This window comes from Chryseobacterium sp. GM_Chr_2 (genome assembly GCF_026540445.1).
In the GTDB taxonomy this organism is placed as follows: Bacteria; Bacteroidota; Bacteroidia; order Flavobacteriales; family Weeksellaceae; genus Chryseobacterium.
In genome coordinates this window covers 145628-171310 of record NZ_JALNUD010000009.1, presented here as the reverse complement: position 1 = coordinate 171310, position 25683 = coordinate 145628, and the positions used below count along the sequence as shown (strand labels likewise).

19 protein-coding genes are annotated in these 25683 nt (G+C 35.5%); 14 read left to right on the top strand and 5 right to left on the bottom strand.

Annotated features, from left to right (window positions below):
• Window positions 1-111 precede the first annotated feature (111 nt).
• Together OXQ85_RS14715 and OXQ85_RS14710 are read left to right on the top strand one after the other, a co-directional pair.
• A complete protein-coding gene (locus OXQ85_RS14715; protein WP_267405438.1) occupies window positions 112-570 on the top strand; it encodes a low molecular weight protein-tyrosine-phosphatase in 459 nt (152 codons plus the stop codon).
• Window positions 571-614: 44 nt separating this feature from the next.
• Entirely contained in the window at window positions 615-1313 is a 699-nt protein-coding gene (locus OXQ85_RS14710) for an SAM-dependent methyltransferase (RefSeq protein WP_267405437.1), read from the top strand.
• 191 nt (window positions 1314-1504) lie between these two features.
• On the opposite strand, the gene OXQ85_RS14705 is transcribed toward OXQ85_RS14710, so the two are convergent.
• Window positions 1505-2356, bottom strand: coding sequence for a DUF4349 domain-containing protein (locus OXQ85_RS14705; protein ID WP_267405436.1), 852 nt, complete (start codon window positions 2354-2356; stop codon window positions 1505-1507).
• Between the two features lie 157 nt (window positions 2357-2513).
• Between OXQ85_RS14705 and OXQ85_RS14700 the strand changes: the two genes are divergently transcribed.
• The gene (locus tag OXQ85_RS14700) at window positions 2514-3581 is read left to right on the top strand and encodes a DUF2891 domain-containing protein (RefSeq protein WP_267405435.1); all 1068 of its coding nucleotides are present in this window, start codon (window positions 2514-2516) and stop codon (window positions 3579-3581) included.
• A gap of 85 nt (window positions 3582-3666) precedes the next feature.
• Here OXQ85_RS14700 and OXQ85_RS14695 read toward each other — a convergent pair whose 3' ends face one another.
• Window positions 3667-4140 carry an Mpo1-like protein gene (locus OXQ85_RS14695; RefSeq protein ID WP_267405434.1) on the bottom strand — a complete coding sequence of 158 codons (474 nt, stop codon included), beginning with the start codon at window positions 4138-4140 and terminating at the stop codon, window positions 3667-3669.
• A 70-nt stretch (window positions 4141-4210) separates the two neighbouring features.
• Between OXQ85_RS14695 and OXQ85_RS14690 the strand changes: the two genes are divergently transcribed.
• The 4 genes from OXQ85_RS14690 to OXQ85_RS14675 all read left to right on the top strand — a co-directional run bounded on the left by OXQ85_RS14690 (window position 4211) and on the right by OXQ85_RS14675 (window position 9447).
• Complete coding sequence (locus OXQ85_RS14690) at window positions 4211-5056, top strand: AraC family transcriptional regulator (protein ID WP_267405433.1); 846 nt, start codon at window positions 4211-4213, stop codon at window positions 5054-5056.
• A gap of 89 nt (window positions 5057-5145) precedes the next feature.
• On the top strand, window positions 5146-6456 hold the full coding sequence (locus OXQ85_RS14685; RefSeq protein WP_267405432.1) for a TolC family protein: 1311 nt from the start codon (window positions 5146-5148) through the stop codon (window positions 6454-6456).
• A gap of 137 nt (window positions 6457-6593) precedes the next feature.
• The gene (locus OXQ85_RS14680) at window positions 6594-7709 is read left to right on the top strand and encodes an HlyD family secretion protein (protein WP_267405431.1); all 1116 of its coding nucleotides are present in this window, start codon (window positions 6594-6596) and stop codon (window positions 7707-7709) included.
• Window positions 7710-7854: 145 nt separating this feature from the next.
• Window positions 7855-9447: an MFS transporter gene (locus tag OXQ85_RS14675; protein ID WP_267405430.1), complete on the top strand. Its 1593-nt coding sequence runs from the start codon at window positions 7855-7857 to the stop codon at window positions 9445-9447.
• A 382-nt stretch (window positions 9448-9829) separates the two neighbouring features.
• On the opposite strand, the gene OXQ85_RS14670 is transcribed toward OXQ85_RS14675, so the two are convergent.
• Window positions 9830-11284 (bottom strand): sigma 54-interacting transcriptional regulator, encoded by a 1455-nt coding sequence (locus OXQ85_RS14670; RefSeq protein WP_267405429.1) that lies wholly within the window; start codon window positions 11282-11284, stop codon window positions 9830-9832.
• A gap of 101 nt (window positions 11285-11385) precedes the next feature.
• Window positions 11386-12525: a VWA domain-containing protein gene (locus OXQ85_RS14665; protein ID WP_267405428.1), complete on the bottom strand. Its 1140-nt coding sequence runs from the start codon at window positions 12523-12525 to the stop codon at window positions 11386-11388.
• A 199-nt stretch (window positions 12526-12724) separates the two neighbouring features.
• Here OXQ85_RS14665 and OXQ85_RS14660 point away from each other — a divergent pair, with 199 nt between their 5' ends.
• From OXQ85_RS14660 to OXQ85_RS14650, 3 genes are all read left to right on the top strand, one after another.
• Entirely contained in the window at window positions 12725-13270 is a 546-nt protein-coding gene (locus OXQ85_RS14660) for a hypothetical protein (RefSeq protein WP_267405427.1), read from the top strand.
• A gap of 12 nt (window positions 13271-13282) precedes the next feature.
• Window positions 13283-14293, top strand: coding sequence for a glutaminase A (gene glsA, locus OXQ85_RS14655; protein ID WP_267405426.1), 1011 nt, complete (start codon window positions 13283-13285; stop codon window positions 14291-14293).
• Between the two features lie 319 nt (window positions 14294-14612).
• Window positions 14613-15317 carry a class I SAM-dependent methyltransferase gene (locus tag OXQ85_RS14650; protein WP_267405425.1) on the top strand — a complete coding sequence of 235 codons (705 nt, stop codon included), beginning with the start codon at window positions 14613-14615 and terminating at the stop codon, window positions 15315-15317.
• Between the two features lie 237 nt (window positions 15318-15554).
• On the opposite strand, the gene metG is transcribed toward OXQ85_RS14650, so the two are convergent.
• Window positions 15555-17591 (bottom strand): methionine--tRNA ligase, encoded by a 2037-nt coding sequence (gene metG, locus OXQ85_RS14645; protein ID WP_267405424.1) that lies wholly within the window; start codon window positions 17589-17591, stop codon window positions 15555-15557.
• Between the two features lie 333 nt (window positions 17592-17924).
• Between metG and OXQ85_RS14640 the strand changes: the two genes are divergently transcribed.
• The 4 genes from OXQ85_RS14640 to OXQ85_RS14625 all read left to right on the top strand — a co-directional run bounded on the left by OXQ85_RS14640 (window position 17925) and on the right by OXQ85_RS14625 (window position 25607).
• Window positions 17925-20645: a SusC/RagA family TonB-linked outer membrane protein gene (locus OXQ85_RS14640; protein WP_267405423.1), complete on the top strand. Its 2721-nt coding sequence runs from the start codon at window positions 17925-17927 to the stop codon at window positions 20643-20645.
• A 16-nt stretch (window positions 20646-20661) separates the two neighbouring features.
• Window positions 20662-22254, top strand: coding sequence for a RagB/SusD family nutrient uptake outer membrane protein (locus OXQ85_RS14635; RefSeq protein ID WP_267405422.1), 1593 nt, complete (start codon window positions 20662-20664; stop codon window positions 22252-22254).
• A 17-nt stretch (window positions 22255-22271) separates the two neighbouring features.
• On the top strand, window positions 22272-23345 hold the full coding sequence (locus OXQ85_RS14630; protein WP_267405421.1) for a SusE domain-containing protein: 1074 nt from the start codon (window positions 22272-22274) through the stop codon (window positions 23343-23345).
• Between the two features lie 102 nt (window positions 23346-23447).
• Window positions 23448-25607 (top strand): glycoside hydrolase family 97 protein, encoded by a 2160-nt coding sequence (locus OXQ85_RS14625; RefSeq protein ID WP_267405420.1) that lies wholly within the window; start codon window positions 23448-23450, stop codon window positions 25605-25607.
• Window positions 25608-25683 lie beyond the last annotated feature (76 nt).

Genomic DNA, 25683 nt, shown 5'->3' with positions numbered 1-25683 from the left:
GAAATAATTCAATTAAAAATATAAAAATGGAGAATAAAATTTATTCTTCATTTTTTGTTTAATACAATAATTTTTTAATCATTAAATCTTTTAATTTTTAAATAAAACAGTATGAAAATATTAATGGTTTGTCTTGGTAATATTTGCAGAAGCCCTTTAGCAGAAGGGATTATGAAAACAAAGGTACCTTCTCATTTTATGATAGATTCTGCCGGAACAATTTCCATGCACGAAGGAAAACATCCTGATAATAGATCGATAAAAACGGCAGCAAATCATCAGATTGATATTTCACAACAGAGATCAAGACCCATTACCAATGCTGACTTTGATAAATTTGATAAGATTTATTGTATGGATATTGATGTGATGGCAGATGTTATCTCAAAAGCTAAAAACGAAGAACAACGCCAGAAGGTTTCTCTGTTTTTGGAGGCTTTGAATGATGATGAAAATGCAGAAGTTCCTGATCCTTATTGGGGAGATATGAAGGAATTTGAAGAAGTTTTCCAGCTTATTGATAAAGGATGTGATGCTATTTTTAATCAGCTACAAACGATTCATCAGTAATTTTATAATTCATAACTTGCAACTTCTAATTTATAACTAAAATAATGCTTTTTTTACTGCCTGCTTATCTTTCTGAAAACACTTCTATCACACATTTTTCGCCTGTAATAAAGGAGTATATCATGCAAACGGATTATTTCTTTGTTGAAAACGAAAAAACAGCCAGAAAAGTGGTGAAATTCTTCGCGCCTGAGAAAAAACAAGCCGATCTGAAGCTTTTTTTGCTGGATAAATATACCGAAAATGCTGACATTAAAGAAGCTCAAGAACTGATGCTGAAGGGTCAGGATTTCGGATTGCTTTCCGAAGCCGGACTTCCATGTATTGCCGATCCCGGAAATTTGATGGTGAAGTGGTGTCATGAAAAAAATATCAAAGTTATTCCTATTTCAGGGCCTTCATCTATTATTTTAGCATTAATTTCAAGCGGTTTTAATGGTCAGGAATTCACATTTAATGGTTATTTACCAATTGATAAAGGAGAAAAGAAAAAGCAAATCGTTCATTTGGAAAGCTTAGTTCAGAGAACGGGATATTCGCAAATTTTCATGGAAACGCCTTATAGAAATAATGCGCTATTTGAAGATTTAGTTAAATTTTTATCGCCTAATACAAAGCTTTGTATTGCGGCCAATATCAACGATCCTGAACAGGAATTCATCAAAACAAAAACGATAAAAGACTGGCAAAAACAAAAACCAGAACTTCATAAAATTCCTGCTGTTTTTGTATTAGGGAAATAGTCATTGTGATGTACGTAGCAAGCTTATGCTAGGTTTTTAGAATTATATTTATCTCAAAATTTAATAAAACATTTAATAGATGCTTCGACAGGCTCAGCAAGACACATTGCTACAAATTTACCGTTGAAATAGACGGTTGATATTAGAGAAATGTCATGCTGAGCTTGTCGAAGCATTTTAATAATAAAAAACTATTTTTTCTTCCTATTTCTCCATTTTCTCCAAAGAAAAATCACAACAGGAATCAGCAGAAAGAACGGCCAAAGTGAAGTCAAACCAAGAAAGAAAGCAATAAAACTATTCCAGCCTTCTGTGAAAGAATCTCCAAAACGGCTTCCAAAACCAATCTTTGAAGTCATTGAACTTCTTACTTTTTCCTTATATAAAGTAAGATTCAGAGTGCTATAATTCACGCGATCATCAATAAATCGAAGCCTGCCTTCTGAAACATCAATTTCATCTTCCAGTTCCCTTATATTTTCCTGAATTTCCAGCATGTCTTTCGTGGTAGCAGCGCTTTTCAGCATATCCCGGTACTTTTCCAAATAGATTTTCTTATTGGCGAGTTTAATGGAAACATCTGTATATTCTTCCGTGACATCATTTGATGAAATATTTTTAGATAAAACAGAACCCATTCCGTCTGAAAACGAATTGATTAATGCGTCGAAATTTTTGTGCGGAACTCTTATTATTAAGTTAAGATTTTCATCGGTATCTGTATTTCGAAACTCTTCTTTCTGAATGTAGGCATTATTCTTTTTTACGATTTCATTCACCTGATTCTGAGCTTTTTTCGTGTCGCCAACCTGAATCGTCATTTCACCGTTTTTAATGATTTTTTTGGAAATTGTATCATTTGTATTTAAATACGGATTTTTATTTACACTGGCTGATTTTTCTGAAATGGCAGCAGGTGAATAATTTGCTACTTTATCTTCCTGAACAATATCCACTAAACTGGCATTTAAAGCCTGTGTTTCATTCTTTTTACAATGAATAAGAAGAGTACAAAATGAGAGTGATAACAATAATTTTTTCATGAGTTATTTTTTTTGAACCTTATCAAAAGTAGAGGTAAAAACCGAAACAGATTGAAATTTTAAAGAACAATTGAATTTTAGGGGAATGAATTTATAAATTTATTCTTGACCTGACCAGAAACGGCTAAAAATTGAATTTATTTTATATTTTTATTGAATGAAAAAGAGTCTTTTAGCCATCCTATTTTTACCATTTTCGATGTTCGCACAGGAAGTTCCGAAGCTGACAGACGAAATGGCGATTAAATTATCCGAAAAACCACTTCATTGCATCAATCAGGAATACCCGAACAAAACAGCGCATATTATTAATAATGCGGGTGAAGTTCCTTTAACCCCAAAAGATCTGCACCCTAGTTTTTATGGCTGTTTCGATTGGCACAGCTCAGTGCATGGGCATTGGATGTTGGTTCGTTTATTAAAAACAAAGCCCAACTTATCGATTGCAAAAGACATTGAAAATATTCTTGATAATTCATTTAAAAAAGAAAATCTTCAGACGGAAGCAGCTTATTTCACCAAATATCAACTGACGGGAACTTTTGAAAGAACCTACGGCTGGGCTTGGTTATTGAAACTGGATGAAGAATTAGCAACCTGGGACAATCCAAAAGCGAAAGTTTGGCATCAGAATTTAAAACCTTTGACGGATAAAATTTTAGCTTCCTGGAAAGCTTTTTTACCAAAACAAACCTATCCAAACAGAACAGGAGTTCACCCGAATACTGCTTTCGCAATGGTTTTTGCATTAGATTGGGCAAGGGCAACAGGCGACAAAGCTTTTGAAAATCAGTTAATAGAAAAGGCTAAATATTTTTATTTAAATAATACAAAAACGCCTGCTTACCTTGAGCCGGATGGTTCTGATTTCTTTTCGCCGAGCCTTGAAATTGCAGATTTAATGCGAAGAGTTTTACCTCAAAAAGAATTTATTTCTTGGTTAAATAATTTCTACGAAAAACGAAGTTTAGAGAATATTGAAAAAATTCCTGTTGTGAGTGATTTGTCTGATTATCAAACCGTTCATCTGGTTGGTTTATCCTTTACAAAAGCCTGGTGTATGAAAGGAATTGCAAAATCTCTTCCTGATAATCATCCATTAAAAAAGGAATTCCAAAAAACAGCAACCATATTTTTAAACAACGGACTTCCTTTATTATTCCAAGGAAATTACGGAGGCGATCACTGGTTGGCAAGTTTTGCAGTTTATGCTTTAGAAGATTAATTAGCTTGATGATGGAAAATGGGCGCTGGAAGTTTTTGTGCTGCATAAACTTCCAGCCTCCATCTTCTAACTTCCTTACAAAAAACTAATACTTGATTCCCAGCTTTTTAAGAATAAAACTTAAAAGCCAGATCGGACCTACTAGAAGGAACTGTAAATCTTTTAAGAAAGAAGGTTTTTTGCCTTCAATTTTATGTCCCGCGAACTGCAGAATCCACGTAATGACGAAGACAGAAAGATAAACGATCCAAGAGTTTTCTTCAAAACGAATATTGATTCCATAAGCGAAACTTTCCATTAAAATCATTACAAATAGCATGATTAAACTTACCAAAAAAGAAAGGCGCATATAGAAAAGGGTAACTAATGCAATCGCGATAAGGCTTATGTAACTGATTTCACCAATATATCTAAAACCAATGGATTTTGAGGGAATGAGTGAAATAAATCCTATAATCGTCCAGAAAATCAAAGGAACGCAGATCCAATGGATCAGCTTATTGGTCGGGTTTCTGTGGCTTTCGCCATATTCAGCAAAAAGTAAATCAATCTTTCTCATAGTAGAAATTTGGAAAATACTAAAATAATAAATTTTTGTAATCGCTCAGGAGATTGCTTACATTTGTGCTATGTCTGCCTTAGAAAAATTTGGGGTTGAGATTTTTACTCAACATAATATTTTCGAAAGAATTGCTGTCGATAAGCCTTTTCGACCTGATAATCCTGCGTTTATATTTATTAAAAGCGGCACTATAAAGCTTAAACAGCATTTTCGTGATCTTGAACTTTCTGCCAATATGTTTATGGTAACCGATCCGCAGACGATTTATGAAATGGTTTCCGTAAGTGAGGATTTCCAGTCGAGAATGGTTTCTTATAAACGTGAATTTATTTCAGCTTTATCATTGAAATTCAATCGATTAATTACGTATCGCTATTTCAGGCAACAAATGAATATTGGGCTTCCTTTTCATAAGGATGAAATGGATGTGGTCTGGAAAAGTGTCAATTTCCTTAAATATATTCTGGATTCTGAAACGGAAATGGCCTATAAAAAGGAGATCGTGGAGCATTTATTTTCTGTTTTCTGTTACCAGATGGCAGGGATTATCTCTCAGGAAGACAGCAGCTCTATGAACCAAATGTCGAGACAGGAAGAGATTGTTTTTGTATTTCTGAATGATCTTGCAGAGCATCATCTCACAGAGCGCACAGTAGAGTTCTACGCCGAACGGCAGTCGATTACAACCAGACATCTTTCATCGGTTATTAAAGAGATTACGGGAAGGTCGGCGAGCCAAATTATTGCTTTAATTGTAATCAATGAAGCAAAAGTGCTTTTAAACTCTTCCAGCAAACCTATATCGGAGATTTCGTCTATTCTTGGTTTTAGCGATCAATACTCATTTTCACATTTTTTTAAGAAACATTTGGGTGAAAGTCCGTCACAGTACAGAAATCAGTTCGAAAACTAAAATCCTACATTTGAACATCTTTTTCCAATTCTCAAACATTTGTTTGAGGGTGTAATCACCCTAACTTTGTACTCGTAAAACAAGGTAAAATGGTAAAGAATATAAAAACAGCACTATCATTAATGATAGCGGTCTTTCCTGCGCTGTTTTTTTCACAGGAAATAAAACAGATGACAGCGAATGAGGTGGCCGAACTCGCCGTACAAAATCATCAGCAGTTGAAAGTTTCGGCACAAAATATCGACATCGCGAAACAAAATACGAACGTTACTAAACTTCAAAAATTGCCGACAATTACGGCTTCTACAAGTCAATTCTATTTAGGAAACGTATTAGCAATTGATAAGGATTTTTCAAATTCTACGACTATTCCGATGCCTCATTACGGAAGTTCTTATGCTGTTCAGGCGACTCAACTCATCTTCAAAGGAGGATTGGTAAATAAATCGATTGAACTGGCGGGACTTCGTGAGCAACTTTCAGAATTAGATTTAGAAAAGAATAAGCAGGATGTGAAATTTTTGGTTATTTCTAATTATTTGGATGTTTATAAAATCATCAATCAACAGAAAGTTTTTCAAAACAACAAAAAACTGGCTCAGGAACGTCTGAAAAATATTCAGAAGTTTTATCAGCAGGGAATGGTGACGAGAAACGAGGTGATTCGTGGTGAACTGGCCATCAAAAACTTAGATCAGGGAATTTTAAGGTTGGTGAATAATAAAAAGATCCTTAATTATAATTTAAGTATTGCTTTGGGTTTACCTTCTGATACTGAGATTATTCCTGTTGAAAATGTTGAAAGCAAAGATGCCGGAATCGGTATGGATTATTACGTAAATCTTGCCCATGACAGCAATCCTCTAATGAAATCTGCTAAAACAAATATTGATGTGGCAGACAAAAATATTGAGATTATAAAGACTGATAAAATGCCTACGATATCAGGTTTCGGAGGATATACCTTACAAAGACCGATCACGACGAGAAATCCTGTGCTGGATATGTATTCGGGAGGTTGGCAAACGGGGGTTTCTTTAAGCTATAATATTGATAATCTGTATAAAACGAAAGAAAGAGTAAAGTTGGGCGAAATTCAGAAAAATCAGGCGAATGATGCAATGACGTTGACTCAGCAGAATATTGATATGGCAGTGAATGCGGCGTATGTAAAATATCAAGAGTCGATTCAACAGGCTGATATTCTGAATGATGCTAAAAGTTTAGCAGAAGAAAACTATAAGATTACAGAAGCTAAGTACTTGAATCAGTTGGCAGTACAGGCAGAAATGATTGATGCGCAAAATCAAAAATTACAGTCAGAATTAGATTATGCCAATGCAGAAATCAATGTGTTGTATCAATATTATAATCTTCTGAAATCTACAGGAACGCTGTAAATAAATTCTCTGAGGTCTTTTTTAAGTGAAACGCCTTTGAGAGCTTAATAACATTTAGTAGTCAAAAAAATCTTAGCGCCCTTTGCGTTTAAAATAAATAACACAAGGAAAAAAGTTTAAAACTGAAAATCAAAACAATGGAAAACAAGGAACAAAATACTCAAAATACAGCTCCGGCACCCGTACAATCTAGTGCTGTGGCAAAAAAGAAAGAAAATAAAAAGAATAAAATCAGAGCCATTATCTCCAACATTATTGTGTTTTTGGTGATTGGTTTCGGATTATTCTGGCTGGTACGTGAATATTTTCACGTGGGCGACAAAACGTATACCGAAGCGGCTCAGGTTGAGGAGTTTATCAACCCGATCAATACGAGAGTTTCAGCATATATCAAAGAAATAAAATTCATTGAACATCAACAGGTTAAAAAAGGAGATACATTGGTTATCCTTGATGACCGCGAGATTTTAACACAATTAGGTCAGGCAGAAGCGGCTTATCAGAATGCTTTGGCACAAAAGACAGCAACTAGTTCATCGGTAAATACCGTTTCCAACAACGTAAGCGTAATGGAATCTAATATTGCAGGAGCAAAAGCCAGACTTTGGAATGCAGAGCAAAATTTAACCAGATATAAAAATCTGTTGGCTTCAGAAGCCGTAACCAGACAACAGTATGACCAGGTGAAAACCGAATATGATGCACAGAAAGCGGCGTATGAAACATTAGTGAATCAAAAGCAGTCTGCAAATCTGTCGACAACGGAGGTAAGAAGTAAATTAGGGATTAACGATGCGGAAATTAAGAGAACAAAATCTGCATTGGATATGGCAAAAATTAACCTATCTTACACGGTAATCACCGCGCCATATGACGGAGTAATGGGAAGAAGAACGATTTCTGAAGGGCAATTGATTCAACCCGGACAGCAAGTGGCTACGATTGTTCTGAACGGACAAAAATGGGTAACCGCCAATTTCCTGGAAAGCCAGATGCCGAATATCAAAATTGGAGAAAAAATGATGATGACAGCCGATGCATTGGGCGGACAAAAATTTGAAGGAATCGTAACTGCTATTTCAGCGGCTACAGGTTCGAGATATTCCAGTGTTCCGACGGATAACTCTACCGGAAATTTTATCAAAGTTCAACAGAGAATTCCTGTGAGAATAGAGTTTACGGCTTCCAATAAAAAAGAAGATCTGGCTAAACTAAGCGCGGGAATGAACGTGAATGTGAACATTAATAAGTAACAAGTAATAAGTAAAATGAACCAAGTAAAATGTTGAATATTTAAGTAAAGTGAAGATTACGGATTTAGATTGATTTATTGAAATTTTTTACTTCTGTAATTTTTACTTATCTCTTTCCACTTTTTCCTTGGCTCTTATTCAAAAAATGTACAATAAAGGATTATACAACGACTGGGTTCCGAAACCCGTGCAGCTTTTGCTGATTGTATTGCTTCTTGCGGTGGTAATGCCGTTGGGGGGCGTGTATACGGGAAACATCAGCTATGTGGTGAGTGGAACCGGGGCGATGACAGAGTACTTCATGTGGGCGAATTATGCGACTACCATTGGGATGGGCGCGTGTATGCCGATTGTGATGAGAATGAAAATGAGATACAAAGTTCGTGATAAAATGACACTTTTACTGGTGCTTTTAGGTTTGTTGAGTTATTTGAATTCAACAACTTTTGAACCGATGATCTTCGTATTTTCCGCTTTGCTGATCGGGTTTTTAAAAATGATGGTAACGATTGAATTATTTTTACCGTTAATGGCCATGATCGGAAACAGAGGAATGTTCTACGGCGGATTTTATACCTTCGTTTTAGCCATGAATCAGGTTTCTGCCTATTATGCGGTGGAAGTTTCCATTCAATACAACTGGCAGCATTTTTATGTGATCATGGCGGTTGGGTGCTTCATTTTGGCTTTGCTGCATTGGGTTTTTATGCACGATAAATATTTTGCATTAAAAGTTCCGTTGCATTATATTGATTGGTTGAGTATCTTACTTTTCGTTTCCACATTTATGTTTTCGGCCTATGTTTTTTCGTTTGGAAAACAGCAGGATTGGCTCAATTCAAGAAATATTATCAATGCAAGTATCGCCGCTTTTGTGAGTTTTGCCTTGTTGGCGATTCGTCAGTTTACGTTGAAAAGACCTTATATATCATTTAAAATTTTCACTAAAAACAATGTTCAGCACGGATTATTTATGCTTTTTATGCTCGGAATGTTTTTAGGAACAACCTCTATTCAGAACACTTTTGCAGTCGGAGTTTTGGGATATGACCAATTAACTAATGCAAGATTAAATTTATTGATGATTCCCGGACTGGTTTTAGCCGGAGTTATTGCCATCATTTGGTTTAAAAAAGAAATTCCGCTAAAGATGTTCATTTTTTCAGGATTTTCAGCAATGGTGGGCTATGCGATGGTGATGTACTTTTCGATGGTGCTCGAATTCAGTTATGACAATTGGTATTTACCGATGTTCTTAAAAGGATACGGAATGGGCGCCTTATTCATTTCAGTCTGGTTTTATACGCTTGATAAACTGGAGTTGGATGAAATGCTTGCTGCCATAGGATTGGTCTTGGTTTGGAGAACATTTTTATCAGTCGGAGTTTTCTCAGCAATTTACGCTTGGTTTCAATATCATTTTCAGGTTGTTGCCATTGGAGATCTCGCTGTTTATATGGATGGAATGACGATAACTCCACAAAGTGTATCTGCTAATATGAAGACTATTCAGTTGAATGCCATTATTATAGCTAATAAAAAAATATTCGGATATATTATTTTGATGGGCTTGGGAGTGTTGATTTATGTTTTCACGCACCATTTCGGAAAAGAACGTTTCGAATATGCAAGATTTGTTAAAATATTAAACGGAAAATCGGCATTGGCGAGAAAAAGACTTCGCGAAAGAAAAAGATTAGTGAACGAAATAAAAGATGCAGCAGGTCCTGCGATATAAAGATACCTTGTTTTTCATTTGCAAAACTCCATTTTCATTGTAAAGTGGGGTTTTGCTTTTTTAGAAGCTGTTTAATTACATCGAAATGCAATATTAATTTTATTTGAAGCTTTTTCCCGCTTTCCACTATATCTTTTTTGTTACGGGCTCCGCTTCGCTGCGCCCGCAACAAAAAAGGATGCCGTTTCAATCGGGGCTAAAAAAGTTTGTAGGCTCAGAAAAAGCTTTCTGAGCCAATAAGGTTAAGTTTAAAAATGGACAAACCTCACAGGTTTCGAAAACCTGTGAGGTTTAGAATAATCGCCCAATTTAGGAATGTTTTAAAGTTTAAAGCAAAAAAACACGGACTGTAAATCCGTGTTATTATTAATTATGTATTTGTTTAATTTCTAAAAAGCTGTCTCACATCTGCAGAATCAAAAGTAAAAACAGATTGATTTTCAGACTTGTCTAATTTTTTACTAATCGTTAACGCCCATAAAACCAATTCTTTGCAGAAGTTTTTATCTTCTTGGCTAAATTCGTCTGCATTTTCTTCCACAACTCTATTAAGAGGTTCTACTGCACTTAGTTTTTTGTAAAATTCTTCGTCTGTATCGGCATAATTTAATTCCAGCTGATTTTTATTAAACCATTGAATTAAATCAGTATATGGCGTTTTGATTCCTTCTTTTTCCAGCTTAGAAATTCTTGGGAAAATACTTTCAAACTGTACCATCACAGCTTTGTCAATCAGTATTTTGGCTACATAATCGGCGCCTTCCTGTTCGCCTTCATACACCAATTCGATTTTTCCGGTAATGGATGGAATTATCGACATGAAATCAAGCAGACGAACCGTCGTTTTTTCTGCACCAGTTTCTATTAAACGCAACTTTGCTGCTGCAAAAAGATTTTCCATGGCGCTGATTGTTAATCTTGCGCTCACGCCACTTTTCGCATCTACATATTCACTGTCACGCGCTTCAAAAGCCACTTCTTCCAACAAATCTTTCGCCAGTCCCGGAATTTGGATCTGTGCTCTGTCTTCGTTTGAGATCGCTGCTTCCTGCTCGGTAATTTGTCTTGCCAACGCAATCGTTGTAGGATAATGGGTAAAGATCTGTGAACCGATTCTGTCTTTCAACGGAGTTACAATGCTTCCTCTGTTGGTATAATCTTCCGGATTTGCCGTAAACACAAACTGAATATCCAAAGGCATTCTCAATTGAAATCCACGGATCTGAATATCACCTTCCTGCAAAATATTAAACAATGAAACCTGAATTCTTGCCTGTAAATCGGGCAATTCATTCAATACAAATATCGAACGGTTAGCACGCGGAATCATTCCGTAATGTAAAACACGCTCGTCAGAATACGGAAGTTTCAAAGTAGCTGCTTTAATGGGATCGATGTCACCAATTAAATCCGCAACATTCACATCCGGAGTTGCCAGTTTTTCAAAGAAACGGTCGGAGCGGTGAACCCATGAGATCGGAGTTTCATCGCCTAATTTCTCAAGCAGATCTTTCGCAAATTTTGAGATCGGTTGAAACGGACTGTCATTAATTTCTGAACCTTTTACAATCGGCATATATTCATCCAAAAGATTGACCATGCTTCTTGCAATTCTCGTTTTTGCCTGTCCGCGTAATCCCAAAAGATTGATGTGATGTCCTGCCAGAATTGCCTTTTTTAATTGAGGAGCCACCGTGTCTTCATATCCCCAAAGTCCTTCAAATACAGGTTCTTTAGCTTTAATTTTAGCAATTAAATTAGCCTGAATTTCCTGATTGATGGTTTTATCTGTATATCCTGAATTTTTTAATTCCTTAAATGTAATATCGTTTTTCATTTGTCTTAATAATCTGATTATTTTTTATTGAATTCGATTTGAAATATTTTTAATGTAAAATTACTTTTACCCTTTTACTTTTAACTTTTTCCTTGGCTCTTTTAAATCCTTTTAATCCTATTTTTTTCGTAATCTTCAAAGATCATTTGACCTAATCCGGAAAGTCCTGTTAAGAAAGCTTTTCCTTTATTCTGAGCTGTAAATTCCTTCACAAACTGTCGCAAATAAGGATCTTGTGCGATCATAAAAGTCGTGATTGGGATTTTCAGTTTTCTGGCTTGTGCTGCTTTGTTGAGACATTGAGAAACAATCATTTCATCCAAACCGACACTGTTTTTGTAAAATTCACCGTTGGGTAGGCGAAGGCAGCTTGGTTTTCCGTCGGTAATCATGAATATCTGTTTGTTCGTATTTCTTTTTCGACGAAGGATATCCATCGCAAGCTCCAGTCCGGCAACCGTATTCGTATGGAAAGGTCCGACCTGTAAATAAGGAAGATCTTTCACTTTAATCGGCCACGCTTCATTTCCAAAAACAATAATATCGATTGAGTCTTTCGGGTATTTTCTTTTAATTAATTCCACCAGAGCCATAGCCACTTTTTTGGCCGGAGTGATTCGATCTTCACCATATAAAATCATGGAATGGCTGATATCGATCATTAAAACCGTGCTCATCTGCGCTTTATGTTTCGTTTCCTCCACAATCAGATCGTCTTCCGTCATGCGAAGGTCTGAAATTCCATTATTGATCTGGGCATTTTTCAGACTTTCGGTCATATTCACTAAAGAAAGATCGTCACCATATTGGAACGAACGGTTCTCGCCATCTTTTTCATCGCCAACACCTGTTTTAGTCGTTCTGTGATTCCCGATTCCTGTTTTCTTAAGTTTACCAAAAATTTGATCTAAGGCAAATTCACGCAAGGCAGCTTCCAGTTTTGGAGTCAGGATATTTTTACCTTTTCCCGTTCCCGAATTTCCGTCTTCAGGATCTTCTTCTTTTATATAACCTCTTTTTTTAAGGTCTTCTTCAAAGTCTTCCAAAGAATATTCATCATTAAAAATATCATATTCCTTGTCCAGCATATCCAGCCACTCGAAGGCTTCTTCAATATCCCCGGAAGTGTGTGTCAAAAGGTCTTTGAAAACATCAAAAACTCTGTCAAAATGCGAAATTTCCTCCGGAATATGTTTGCTGAAAGTGAAGCCTTTATGAAAATTAAATTCTTTATTTGTCATAAAATAATGATGTTCTATTTTCTTTTCTTCGATTTTTAAATTAGACAAGTTAGGAAATAATTGCAAGAATAAAGCCGATTAAAAAATAGAAAATGTTAATCGTGATGATGGTAATATTATTTGGAAGAAAAATTTAATGCTTAATTTCTTCATCGGGTACCCTCGGAATATTATCTTTGTGAAAATAAAAAATTAGATGATGAAAAAAGTAATCTTGTTGGCTTCAGTTGCTTTGATATTAAATTCATGCGTAGTTTCTACCGCTGCAAAAGTGGTAAAAGGCGCAGTGAACGTAAGTTATAAAGCGGTGAAAGGTACAGTAAACGGCATCAGTTGGGCGGTTCGAAAGGCGAATGGAAAAATAGATGAAGACCGTCTAGATGGAACCTGGAAGATCGTAGGTGTATATCGCGGTTCTTTTGAAGATTTTACGAAAGATCAAAATCCTGAAAGTTCTTTTACTTCGGAATGTGGAGATAGCTTTGAGCAGATTATTTTTAAGGCTAAAAGATCAAAATTTCAGCCGGTACACTGTAGTTCTGAAAAAGAAGACTGGGTGAAATATTCTCTGGAATTCGGTAAAAATCCTGTAACAAAAGAAAAGGAAAATTATATTGAATACAATTCCAATAATTATATTTCGGTAATTGAGGTCAATAATAAAACAATGGTTCTGGAAGGAAATGTAATGCCCAAATTGGCTTTTTCAGGGGCAAAACTTTATCTTTTGGAAAAAGTAAAATAGTGCGTATTCGATATGAAAAAATATAGCTTTTTATCTGCAAAAGGAATTTTATTTGCAGCGGTTCTGTCTTTTAACACGGTAGTTTATGCTCAAAAAGCAGCCGATATTTCCACGATTTCTGAGAAAACATTAAGTACAATTCTCGAAAAAAATAGAACGTATTACACGCAAGGTAAAGTGGCTGATTATATTCCTGAATTGGGTAAAATGAATGCCAAATCGATTGCCTTTTCAGTCGTAGGAAAGGATGGTAAAGTATTGAATGTCGGAGATGTGAAGCAGAAATTTACGATGCAGAGTATTTCAAAAATCATTTCGTTGATGGTAGCGGTGACGGAAAGGGGAGAAGCCAATGTTTTTGATAAAATAGGTTATTTCGGATCTGATAAACCTTTTAATCATTTTTCGAATCTTGAAACTACAGGAAAACCTCTTAATCCGATGATGAATGCGGGGGCGATTCTCACAACTTCTCTGATTTCAGGTGATGGTGATAAACCTTTCCTGAAAATTTTAGATATGGTAAGATATATTACCAAAAATCCTACAATTGAGTACAGTAAATCTGTGTATGAATCTGAAAAATTAACCGGACACCGTAACCGCGGAATGTTTTATCTGATGAAAAATAATGGATTGATTTCCGGAAATGAAGATCAACTAGATAATTATTTTAAGCAGTGTTCTATTGAACTTACTACAGAAGATTTGGCAAAAATAGGCTATTTCTTCGCCAATGAATGTGTTCGTTTTGATGGAGATGCTAAATACAAAAATAAAGACATCGCCAGATTGGTGGAATCTCAGATGCTGACGGCAGGAATGTATGAATTCAGCGGTGAATATTCTCGAACGGTTGGTTTACCGAGTAAATCCGGAGTCGGAGGCGGAATTACTGTAAGTGTTCCCGGGAAAATCGGAATCGGGGTTTTTAGTCCGGCATTGGACGGGCATGGAAATTCTTTAGCGGGTTATCATATGATTCTTGATTTGGTGAAACAATATGATTTGAGTGTGTTCTAATTTTTTTAGAAGTTTGCTCTTGTGGAGACTTAGGATCAAAAATCTTAGACTGATTGTTGATTAGAGTTTTAAAGGATGACAAACTAGATATATATTTTAGGTTTTGAATTATAGACTGAATTACTAGCCGCGATTTAGCGGTATGTTTGAGCTCTTTTCTAGGTTCGGCTCGGCGGCGAAGCCGCCGAGCCGAACCTAGAAAAAGGGAGTAGCGAAAGCGGGAAAATAGCTCCTAAAAAATTATACAACGTCAAGAAATTAAGGAAGCTCGTTTATTTTCAATATTCAAAATCTTATCTTTGCGGCTTTAAAATAAGATATGAAAGATTTAATGGGCAAAGCGATTTGGGATTTTTATCATGATGAAAATCCTGAAGATCTGCAGACTGAAACTTCAATTTCTGAGCTGGACGAACTTCCGGTGGATTATCTTTTCCGTGATTTTGAAGATATGAATGATATTGAACAAAAAGCTTTGGAATTATCTCAAGGAAAAACGTTGGATATCGGAGCGGGAGCGGGTTCACATTCTTTATATCTCCAAAATGAAAAGAATCTGGATCTTACTGCATTGGATATTTCGCCAAAATCAATTGAAGTTTGTCAACTACGTGGAATCAAAAAAGCTGTTTCTCAAAATATGCTGGATTTTGAAGGTCAAACTTTCGATACTATCTTATTATTGATGAACGGAACAGGTATTTTTGGAAGTCTAGAGAAAATTGATATCTACCTTAAAAAGCTTCATTCTTTATTAAATGAAAACGGACAAATCCTGATTGACAGCACGGATATTCTGTATATGTTCGATAAAGATTACGATGGTGGAGTGTATATTCCTGCAGGCGGATATTATGGTGAATTAGATTATATTGTTCATTACAAAGGCGAATCGGAAGAGCCTATAAAATGGCTGTATCTTGACTTTTATACATTGAAAAATGCTGCAGAAAATAATGGTTTTAATATTGAGAAAGTTTTGCAGGATGAGGATTCTTATTTGGCGAGATTGACAAAGAAATAAAGTGTAGGTCATTGCGAGGAGCGAAGCTACGAAGCAAACTCTTAATAATCTTAACTACTTAAATAAATCTTAATGTTTCAAATTTTTAACCATTAAGATTCTATTAAGGCTTTAAGGAAATTTAAGTTTAAATATTGTTTTTAAATTTGAGATTGCTTCGTCGCTTCGCTCCTCGCAATGACAATAAAAAATCCACATGAAACTCATGTGGATTTTTTATATATGAAATATCGAAAATTATCCAATCTCAATACCATTCTCAACATTATTGTCGTCTGGTGTTACGAAAGATAATTTTCCGTCTGGTTTTGTGGTTAATAATAACATTCCCTGAGATTCAATTCCTCTGATTTTTCTTGGTGCAAGATTTAATAAAATCATTACTTGTTTGCCAATAACTTCTTCCGGAGTGAAGCTTTCTGCAATTCCTGAAACGACAGTTCTTACGTCAACACCAGTGTCTACGGTCAGTTTTAATAATTTGTCTGCTTTTTCAACTTTTTCAGCTTCTGTAATTGTCGCTGTTCTTAAGTCGATTTTCGTAAAATCATCAAAAGTGATTTCGTCTTTCATAGGATTGGCGTTAGGGTTTGTTTTTTTATTGTTTTGTTTCGTGTCTTCCAGTTTTTGGATTTGAGCTTCGATTACATTATCTTCGATTTTTGAGAAAAGAAGAGATGATTCATTGATTTTATGACCTGTTTCAATTAAAACAGATTTTGTTTGAACATCATTCCAATCCGATTTTTGAACATTAAACATATTCAATAATTTCTCAGAACTGAAAGGCATGAATGGTTCACATAACTGAGCCAAAGCAACAGCAATCTGAGCTCCAACAAATAATGAATGTGCAGCTTTTTCAGGGTTATCTTTAATCGTTTTCCAAGGCTCTTCCGTTTGAAGATATTGATTTCCGAAACGTGCTAAATTCATCAAAGCTGTTAAAGAATTTCTAAATTCATAGTTTTCTAAGAATCCTGAAATTTCACTTGCGGCTTTGTTTATTTCTTTTAATTCAGGAGTATTTACATCCCCTTGAGGAACAATTCCATCATAATATTTATGAATTAAAACAGCAACTCTATTAATAAAGTTTCCGAAAATTCCAACTAACTCAGAATTATTTTTAGTCTGAAAATCCTTCCAGGTAAAATTATTATCCTTAGTTTCCGGAGCTGAAGAAAGAAGAGCATATCTCAATACATCTTCCTGTCCAGGGAAATCTTCAACATATTCGTGTGCCCAAACTGCCCAGTTTCTTGAAGTTGAAATTTTATCGTTTTCAAGATTAAGGAATTCAAAAGCAGGAACGTTTTTCGGCATAATATAATCGCCGTGAGCCTTCATCATCGAAGGGAAAATAATACAGTGGAACACAATATTATCCTTTCCGATAAAGTGAACTAAATCAGACTCTTCGCTTTGCCAGTAATCTTTCCAATCTTTTCCATTTTTCTCTGCCCATTCTTTGGTGAAAGAAATATATCCGATCGGCGCATCAAACCATACATAAAGCACTTTTCCTTCTGCACCCGGAAGTGGAACAGGAACACCCCAATTTAGATCTCTGGTCATCGCACGAGGTTTCAAACCGTCGTTTAACCAAGATTTAACCTGTCCGTAAACATTAGGTTTCCAATCATCCTTATGACCTTCAATAATCCATTCGTTTAGGAAATCTTCGTATTCGTTTAATGGAAGATACCAGTTTTTTGTTTCTTTTAAAATAGGAACGTTTCCACTTAACATTGATTTTGGATTAATCAACTCAGATGGAGAAAGGGTAGAACCACATTTTTCACACTGATCTCCGTAAGCATTTTCGTTTCCACAATTTGGGCAAGTTCCAACGATGTATCTATCAGCTAAAAATTCTCCAGCCTGTTCATCGAAGTACTGCTCAGACATTTCTTCTGTGAATTTCCCTTTTTCATACAAAACTTTGAAGAAATCTTGGCTGGTTTCGTAATGGTTTTTAGAAGTTGTTCTCGAATATTCGTCAAAAGAAATCCCTAAATCTGAAAAAGATTTTTTAATGATCTCGTGGTATTTGTCAACGATATCCTGAGGGGTTACTCCTTCTTTTTTTGCTCTGATGGTAATAGGAATCCCATGCTCATCTGAACCACAGATAAACGCTACATCTTTTCCTAATCTTCGCTGAAATCTTGCGTAAACATCCGCAGGAATATACACACCTGCCAAATGTCCTATATGAACCGGTCCGTTTGCATAAGGCAAAGCTGCCGTAATCATCTTTCTGTTTGACATTTATAGTTAAATTTTGACTGCAAAGATACGGATTCTCCCTGAAAATTGTTTGAATTACTGTTTTTAAAAGCTTTTGTCAAGATAAGGGATGCTCAAATGTTATATTTAGTTAAACGCATGTTTAATTTTTTGTTAAAATTAAATTAATATTATGTCTTGCATATTTTAATGTAAATAAATGGAAAACAGTTTTTTAACTTAAAACACTCGTTTAATCTACACAATTTTAACCAAATTTTTAATAAAATTAACATAATTCTAATTTTTTTTTAAATTGCAAGACTGACTTACAGTCTTTATTCTTAAAAAACGAAACTATATAAAAATAATATTGTGAGAAATTTTACAACGGTATTAAAAATAGCGCCCGCATTTCTATTGGCAAGCTCCATGATGCATGCGCAAACTCAGGATTCCACAACCAAGGAGAAAAAAATAGAAGAGGTTGTTTTGATTGGGTATGGAAAGCAGAAGAAGACAGATTTAACGGGATCTGTGACTGCTATCTCCGCAAAAGACTTCAATGAAGGGAGTATCAATTCACCAGAACAATTAATCCAAGGTAAGACTTCAGGAATCCAGATTACAAATAACGGAGGTGCTCCGGGAGCAGGATCTACGATAAGAATTCGTGGAGGTTCTTCGCTAAATGCCTTAAATGATCCTTTGATCGTGATCGATGGTGTACCTGTAGATACAAACGGGATAAGCGGGGCAACAAACCCTTTAGCTTTAATAAATCCTAATGATATTGAGAGTTTCAGTATTTTAAAAGATGCTTCTGCTGCTGCAATCTATGGAAGTAGAGCATCGAATGGGGTTGTAATTATCACAACAAAAAGAGGAACAACAGGAAAACTAAAGGCAAATTATACGACAACGACTTCCGTTTATAACAAAATGGGAAATATAGATATGTTGTCTGCTGATGAGTTCCGTAAGGTTGTAAAAGAAAAAGCAACATCTGTTTATCAAGGATATTTGGGAAATGCTAATACCAATTGGCAAGACCAAATTTACCAAACAGCGGTCGGAGTTGATAATAATATCTCTTTATCAGGTGGTATAAAAGGATTACCTTACAGATTGTCTTTGGGATATCTGAATCAGGAAGGTATTATCAGAACAAATACGATTGAAAGAACTACAGGGGCTTTGAATTTAAATCCTAAATTTTTTGATAAACATTTAGAAGTTAGTTTAAATTTAAAAGGAACTTATGTAGAAAACAGATTCAAAGATGATGGGGCTATCGGCTCGGCTGTTGTTTTTGATCCTACACAAAATGTTTATGATCCTTCTTTTACCAACTATGGAGGGTATTGGGAATGGTTGCAGGGTGATGGAAAGCCTAACACGAACGCAACAAAGAATCCAGTCTCTATGTTGAATCAAAGATGGGATCTTTCTTACGTAAAAAGATTGATAGGAAACATTCAGTTTGACTATAAATTCCATTTTTTACCGGAATTAAGAGCCAATTTGAATGTAGGTTATGATTATAGTGATTCTAACGGAAATACCAGAGTGCTTCCTACTGTAGCTTCTGCTTTTAATAATAAAGGTTCTTATAGAAGATATACACAAGAAAAGAAAAATAAATTATTAGATTTCTATTTTAACTATCTTAAAACATTTGAGTCTATAAAGTCTACCGTAGATTTCACTGCAGGTTATTCTTATCAGGACTGGCAGAGATCTGAGCCATTTGCACCGACAGTATTTGGAACAGGAGCTTTAGATCCTGCTACAGGAAATGATTCTTTTACTCAGAATACCATAATTTCTTATTTCGGAAGATTAAATTATACATTTAATGAAAAGTATCTTTTAACTGCCTCTTTAAGAAGAGATGCTTCTTCGAGATTTAGCGAAGAGAATAGAGTAGGGTATTTTCCTTCTGTTGCTTTAGCTTGGAGAATTGATCAGGAAGGATTCTTAAAAGATTCTAAAACAATCTCTACTTTAAAATTAAGAGCAGGTTGGGGGCAGACCGGACAGCAGGAAATAGATAAAAATGATTATCCTTATTTACCAAGATATATTTTATCTAATAGCGGTGCACAGTATCAATTAGGAGATACTTTCTACAATACTTACAGAGCGCAGGGATATGATAAAAATATTAAATGGGAAACCACAACAACAACTAACTTAGGTCTTGATTTTGGATTCCTTAACGATAAAATCAGTGGTACCATTGATGTTTATCAGAAAGAATCAAGAGATCTATTAAGTTTTATTCCGGTTCCTGCTTTATCCAATCTTACTAATTATTTGCTTACCAACGTTGGTAATATGCGTAACCGAGGAATTGAAGCCAACGTAAACGTTAAAGCTGTGAAAACAGATAGTTTCTCTTGGGAATTTAACGTAAATGCTACTCATTTCAGATCTGAAGTTACGAATCTTGATTCTTCTCAGGTTCTTGTAAATTCTATTGGTGGAGCTACAGGTACAACAATTCAGGTACATACAGAAGGGTATCAGCCAAATTCTTTCTACGTATATCAACAAGTTTATGATACTGCCGGAAAACCAATTGAAGGAGCTTATGTTGACAGAAATGGTGATGGAATCATTAACAATGATGATCTTTATAGATACAAATCTCCTGCACCAGATGTGTTGTTAGGTTTCTCTTCTAAATTCAATTATAAAAATTGGGATTTAGGATTCACCATGAGAGCAAGTATTGGGAACTATGTTTATAACAATGTTGCATCTCAATATGGTACAGAACAAGGAATTAATCTTAATCAATATCTTCAAAACATTCAAGTAAGTTACTTAGATACAGGCTTTAAGCGTACTCAGCTTTTATCAGATTATTATGTAGAGAATGCATCATTTGTAAGAATGGATAATATAAACTTAGGATACAATTTCCCAAGATTTATAAAAGATTCTAAACTAAGAATTTTTGGTTCTGTTCAGAATGCCTTTATCATTACAAAATATAGCGGCTTAGATCCGGAAGTTTTCAATGGTATAGATAATAATTTATATCAAAGACCAAGAGTATATTCTTTAGGATTTAATTTTCAATTTTAATTAAGACTATCATATCATGACATTTAAATATATCAATAAAACAATATTTGCTGCCGGGCTTACTGCGGTACTATTTCTTAGCTCTTGTGAAAGTGATTTGAATAGAATGCCTGAAACAGAAGTAACTTCAGCTTCTGTATATGCAGATTTTAACAATTATAAAAACGTTTTGGCCAAAATCTATGCAGGTTTAGCAATGAGTGGTCAGAATGGGGGTGATGGTGATCCTGATATCAGTGGAATAGACGGAGGAACATCTAACTATATCAGACAATACTTTCAGTTGCAGGAATTACCAACAGATGAAGCTGTTATTGCTTGGGGAGATGGCTCTTTGCCGGATCTTCATAGTATGACTTGGTCTTCTAGCAATGAATTTATTGCGGCATTATATTACAGAATATATTATCAGGTTGGGCTTTCAAATGAGTTTATCAGAGAGACAACAGATGAAAAATTAGCGTCAAGAAACATTACAGGTGCTAATGCAGACGAAGCCAGATTATACCGAAATGAGGCTCGCTTTATGAGAGCATTAAGCTATACTCACGCCATTGATTTATTTGGAAATGGTCCTTTCGCTACAGAAGCTGATGAGGTAGGTACAACTCCTCCTAGAAGAATTGAGCGTAAAGAACTTTTCAATTATGTGGAATCAGAATTAAAAGATCTTGAAGGTTTATTAAAAGACCCAAGAACAAATGAATATGGAAGAGCAGATAAAGCTGCTGTTTGGATGCTTTTATCTAAACTTTATTTAAATGCAGAAGTGTACACAGGGCAAGGAAGATATTCTGATGCAAGAGTGTATGCTGAGAAGGTAATTAATGCAGGATATTCATTAAAAACAAATTATGGAGAGCTATTCTTGGCAGATAATAATTTAGATAATAATGAAACAATATTCTCTGTAAATTACGATGGTACTCACACCAGAACATTTGGAGGAACTACTTATATTATTCATGCGGGCACGGGAGGCTCTATGGTGCCTGCCAATTTCGGAATCAACAGTGGCTGGGGTGGTTTAAGAAGTACGAAAAACATTGCAAATTTGTTTCCTTCGACGAACGGTTCTCTTGATAAAAGAGGAAACTTCCATACAGATGGCCAAAGTTTAGAAATTAATAATGTGGCAACATTTACAGATGGATATCCAATCATTAAGTTTAAAAATATCAAAAGAAACGGGCAACCGGGATCTGATATTGCCGGAGATTTTGTAGATACAGATTTCCCAATGTTCAGATTGGCAGAAGCTTACCTTACTTATGCAGAAGCTGTTCTACGTGGCGGTGGCGGGAGCAATGCAACTGCCGTTCAATATGTTAATTTGTTGAGAGAAAGAGCCTACGGAAATACTTCAGGAAATGTAACGTCTATTAATTTGAATTTTATTTTGGATGAAAGAGCGCGTGAACTTTCTTGGGAAGCGGTAAGAAGAACTGACTTAATTAGATTTGATAAATTTACTTCTGGAGCTTATCTGTGGCCATTTAAAGGAGGTGTGAAAGACGGTAAAGCTGTTGACAATTTTAGAAATCTTTATCCAATTCCGGCGAGTGACTTAAATGCTAATCATAATCTGATTCAAAATCCTGGTTATTAATTCTAAAAGTATTCAAAATGAAACAAATTTTAAACATATTTGCTTTTGCACTTTTATCTTTCATGATTATTTCGTGTGAAAAAGATGAAGATCAGGCAGTTATTCATGAAACAACTCAAGGGAAGGTTTCAACAGATAAAACGTCCATTGTTCTTGACAAAAATAATCCGGATGAAACTGCACTCAGTGTAACTTGGACTAAATCTACCTTTGATTTATCTGTTGTTTCTACTCAACAGGTACAGTTTGGTATAAAAGGAAAATCTTTTGCGGGTGCTTCAAGTACAGACGCAGTGAATTCTCCGACTACTTTTACCCATAAACAGCTTAATGCTATTGCTTTAGGTTTGGGAGCAACACCTGATGTTCCTGTAGAAATAGAAGTGAGATTAAGAACAAAAGTAGGAGAAGGCGGGTTTTATTCGAATGTAATTACGATGAATATTACACCTTATTTCTTAGGTCCTGTTTACAATTATACCGATTTATATCTGATTGGTGATGCAACTGCAGCAGGATGGACGAATGAGGTTACAAATACTAAATTTCTTCCTTTACAGAAATCAGCTACGGCAGGTGCTTATTCGTATACCGGATATTTTGCTCAAGGTAATTTTAAAATAATTAAAACTCCTGGGAACTGGGATGTTCAATATGGTTTAGGTGGTTCTGCTGGAACTTTAAGTACAGATGGTGGATCAGGAAATATTAATGTAGCTACGGCAGGGTATTATAAACTGACCATCAATACAACTGCTCTAACGTATTCTTTAGTTCCTATAACGCCTCCTACAAGTGCTTTTACATCTATTTCTATGATAGGATCTGCATCTGGAGATTGGAATACAGATGTTGATTTGCAAAAAAACACATTTGATGCGCACATTTGGGTGAAGAAAAATGTAGAGCTTAAAGCTGGAGAGTTTAAATTTAGAGCAAACCACGATTGGGGAACTAACTGGGGAACGGCTCAGGAGTTTTTTGGAGTAGGTGATATTGGTGGAGGAAACATTCCTGTAAGCACACAATTCAATTATGATGTCTATTTTAATGATATCACAGGAGAGTTTTCTTTTATTCCATTATTCTAAATCTCCTTAAAAAATTAACCTTAATTTAATCTGAACAACAGAGCAAAGTGCTGCTTTACAACAGCACTTTCTTTATTTTTAAAGTTTATATAAATAGTCATTATGAAGAAAATTACAGTTGGAGCTTTTTTGCTCTCAATGATGTTTGCGGGTGTTAATGCACAGTCTTTAAAATCGCCGGACGGAAAATTCGAAATGGATTTCCAGTTGAAAGCAGGCGTTCCTTACTACAACCTTAAATACAACGGTAAAACAGTTGTTGAGGATTCTAAATTGGGATTACGATTATTTAAAGATACTTCTATAAAATTTGCCTCAGAAATCGCGAAGCCTGAAGATGCTAAATTCGATCTGAACAGCGGTTTCACAAAAACAGAAGAAAAAAGAGATTCTAAAAATGAAACCTGGCAACCGGTGTTGGGTGAAAAGAAAAACTATATCAACAATTATAACGAATTGGCAGTTACGCTGAATCAGGCAACTACTGAGAGAAGTATTGTTGTAAAATTCAGATTGTTTAATGATGGTTTGGGTTTCAGATATGAATTTCCTCAACAGAAAAACCTGAACTATTTCGTGATCAGAGAAGAAGATTCTGAATTCGATTTTCCTACAGATATGAAATCTTGGTGGATGGTTGCAGATTACGATTCTCAGGAATACCAGTATCAGGAAACAAAAGTTTCTGAAATTCCTGCAAGATGGCCAAAAGCGGCAGATGCCAATGCATCTCAGACATTAATCAAAAATGCAGTTCAGTCTCCTTTAATGCTTAAAAAAGAAGGAAAAGAGCCTTTATATATCAACGTTGCAGAAGCAGCTGTTTTAGATTACCCGGCTTCTCACCTTGAAGTAGATGCTACGAATTTTAAGCTTAAAACTCACCTTACAGCCGACAGACAGGGAGCAAAAGGATATATTCAAACACCTTCTGTAACGCCGTGGAGAACGATTATCGTTTCGCCAAAAGCAGAAGATGTAATGGATTCTAAAATGATCTTCAACCTAAACGAGCCTACGAAATATACAGATACTTCTTACATTCACCCAACAAAATACATGGGTGTTTGGTGGGAAATGATCATCGGAAAATCTCAGTGGGCATACGGTCAGCCGGAATCTAACGTGCGTCTTGGCGTAACCGATTTCTCTAAATTAACGCCTAACGGAAAACACGCTGCCAACAATACAAAAGTTAAGGAATATATCGATTTCGCATCTGAAAACGGTTTCCAGGGATTATTGATTGAAGGCTGGAATGTTGGTTGGGAAGACTGGTTCGGTCACTCAAAAGAATATGTATTCGATTTTATCACGCCATATCCAGATTTCGACATTAAAATGTTGAATGAATATGCACATTCAAAAGGAATTAAACTAATCATGCACCACGAAACTTCAGGCTCGGCTACGAATTATGAAAGATGGTCTGATAAAGCATTCCAGTTGATGAACAAATACGGTTATGATGCTGTAAAAACTGGTTATGTTGGAGACATCATTCCGAGAGGAGAGCATCATTATTCTCAATGGACAATCAACCATTTCTACAGAATTGCTGAGAAAGCCAATGAGTATAAAATTATGGTAAATTCTCACGAATCGGTACGTCCGACAGGAGAAAGCCGTACTTATCCAAATTATATTTCTGCGGAAGCCGCTCGTGGAACGGAATATGAAGCTTTTGGAGGAAACAATCCGGATCATCAGACGATTCTTCCGTTTACAAGATGGATGGGAGGTTCTATGGATTACACGCCGGGAATTTTCCAGACAAAACTAGATTATTATTTCCCTGGAGATACTCGTTTTGTGAAAACAACGCTGGCAAAGCAGTTGGCTCTTTATGTAACGATGTATATGCCGCTTCAGATGGCAGCTGATCTTCCTGAAAACTACAAAAAGCACATGGATGCTTTCCAATTTATCAAAGATGTGGCAGCAGATTGGGATGATACGAAGATTTTATCGGCAGAACCGGGAGATTATGTGGTAACAGCAAGAAAAGCAAAAGGTACCGATAATTGGTTTGTAGGAGGAATTACCGATGAAAACAAACGTGATTATAGCGTAGATTTCTCTTTCCTGGATAAAGGTCAGAAGTATGAAGCAACGATCTATGAAGATGGAAAAGATGCAGATTACATCAACAATCCTCAAAGCTATAATATCTACAAAAAGCAGATCACGAGTAAATCTAAGATCAACTTTAAAATGGTAAGAAGTGGAGGGTTTGCGATATCTATTAAGAAAATAAACTAATAATTTTTTAATTAAAATTGTTTTTTACTGTGAAATTAATTTTCTATATTTGGTGAGATAAGTAAATTAATAACCA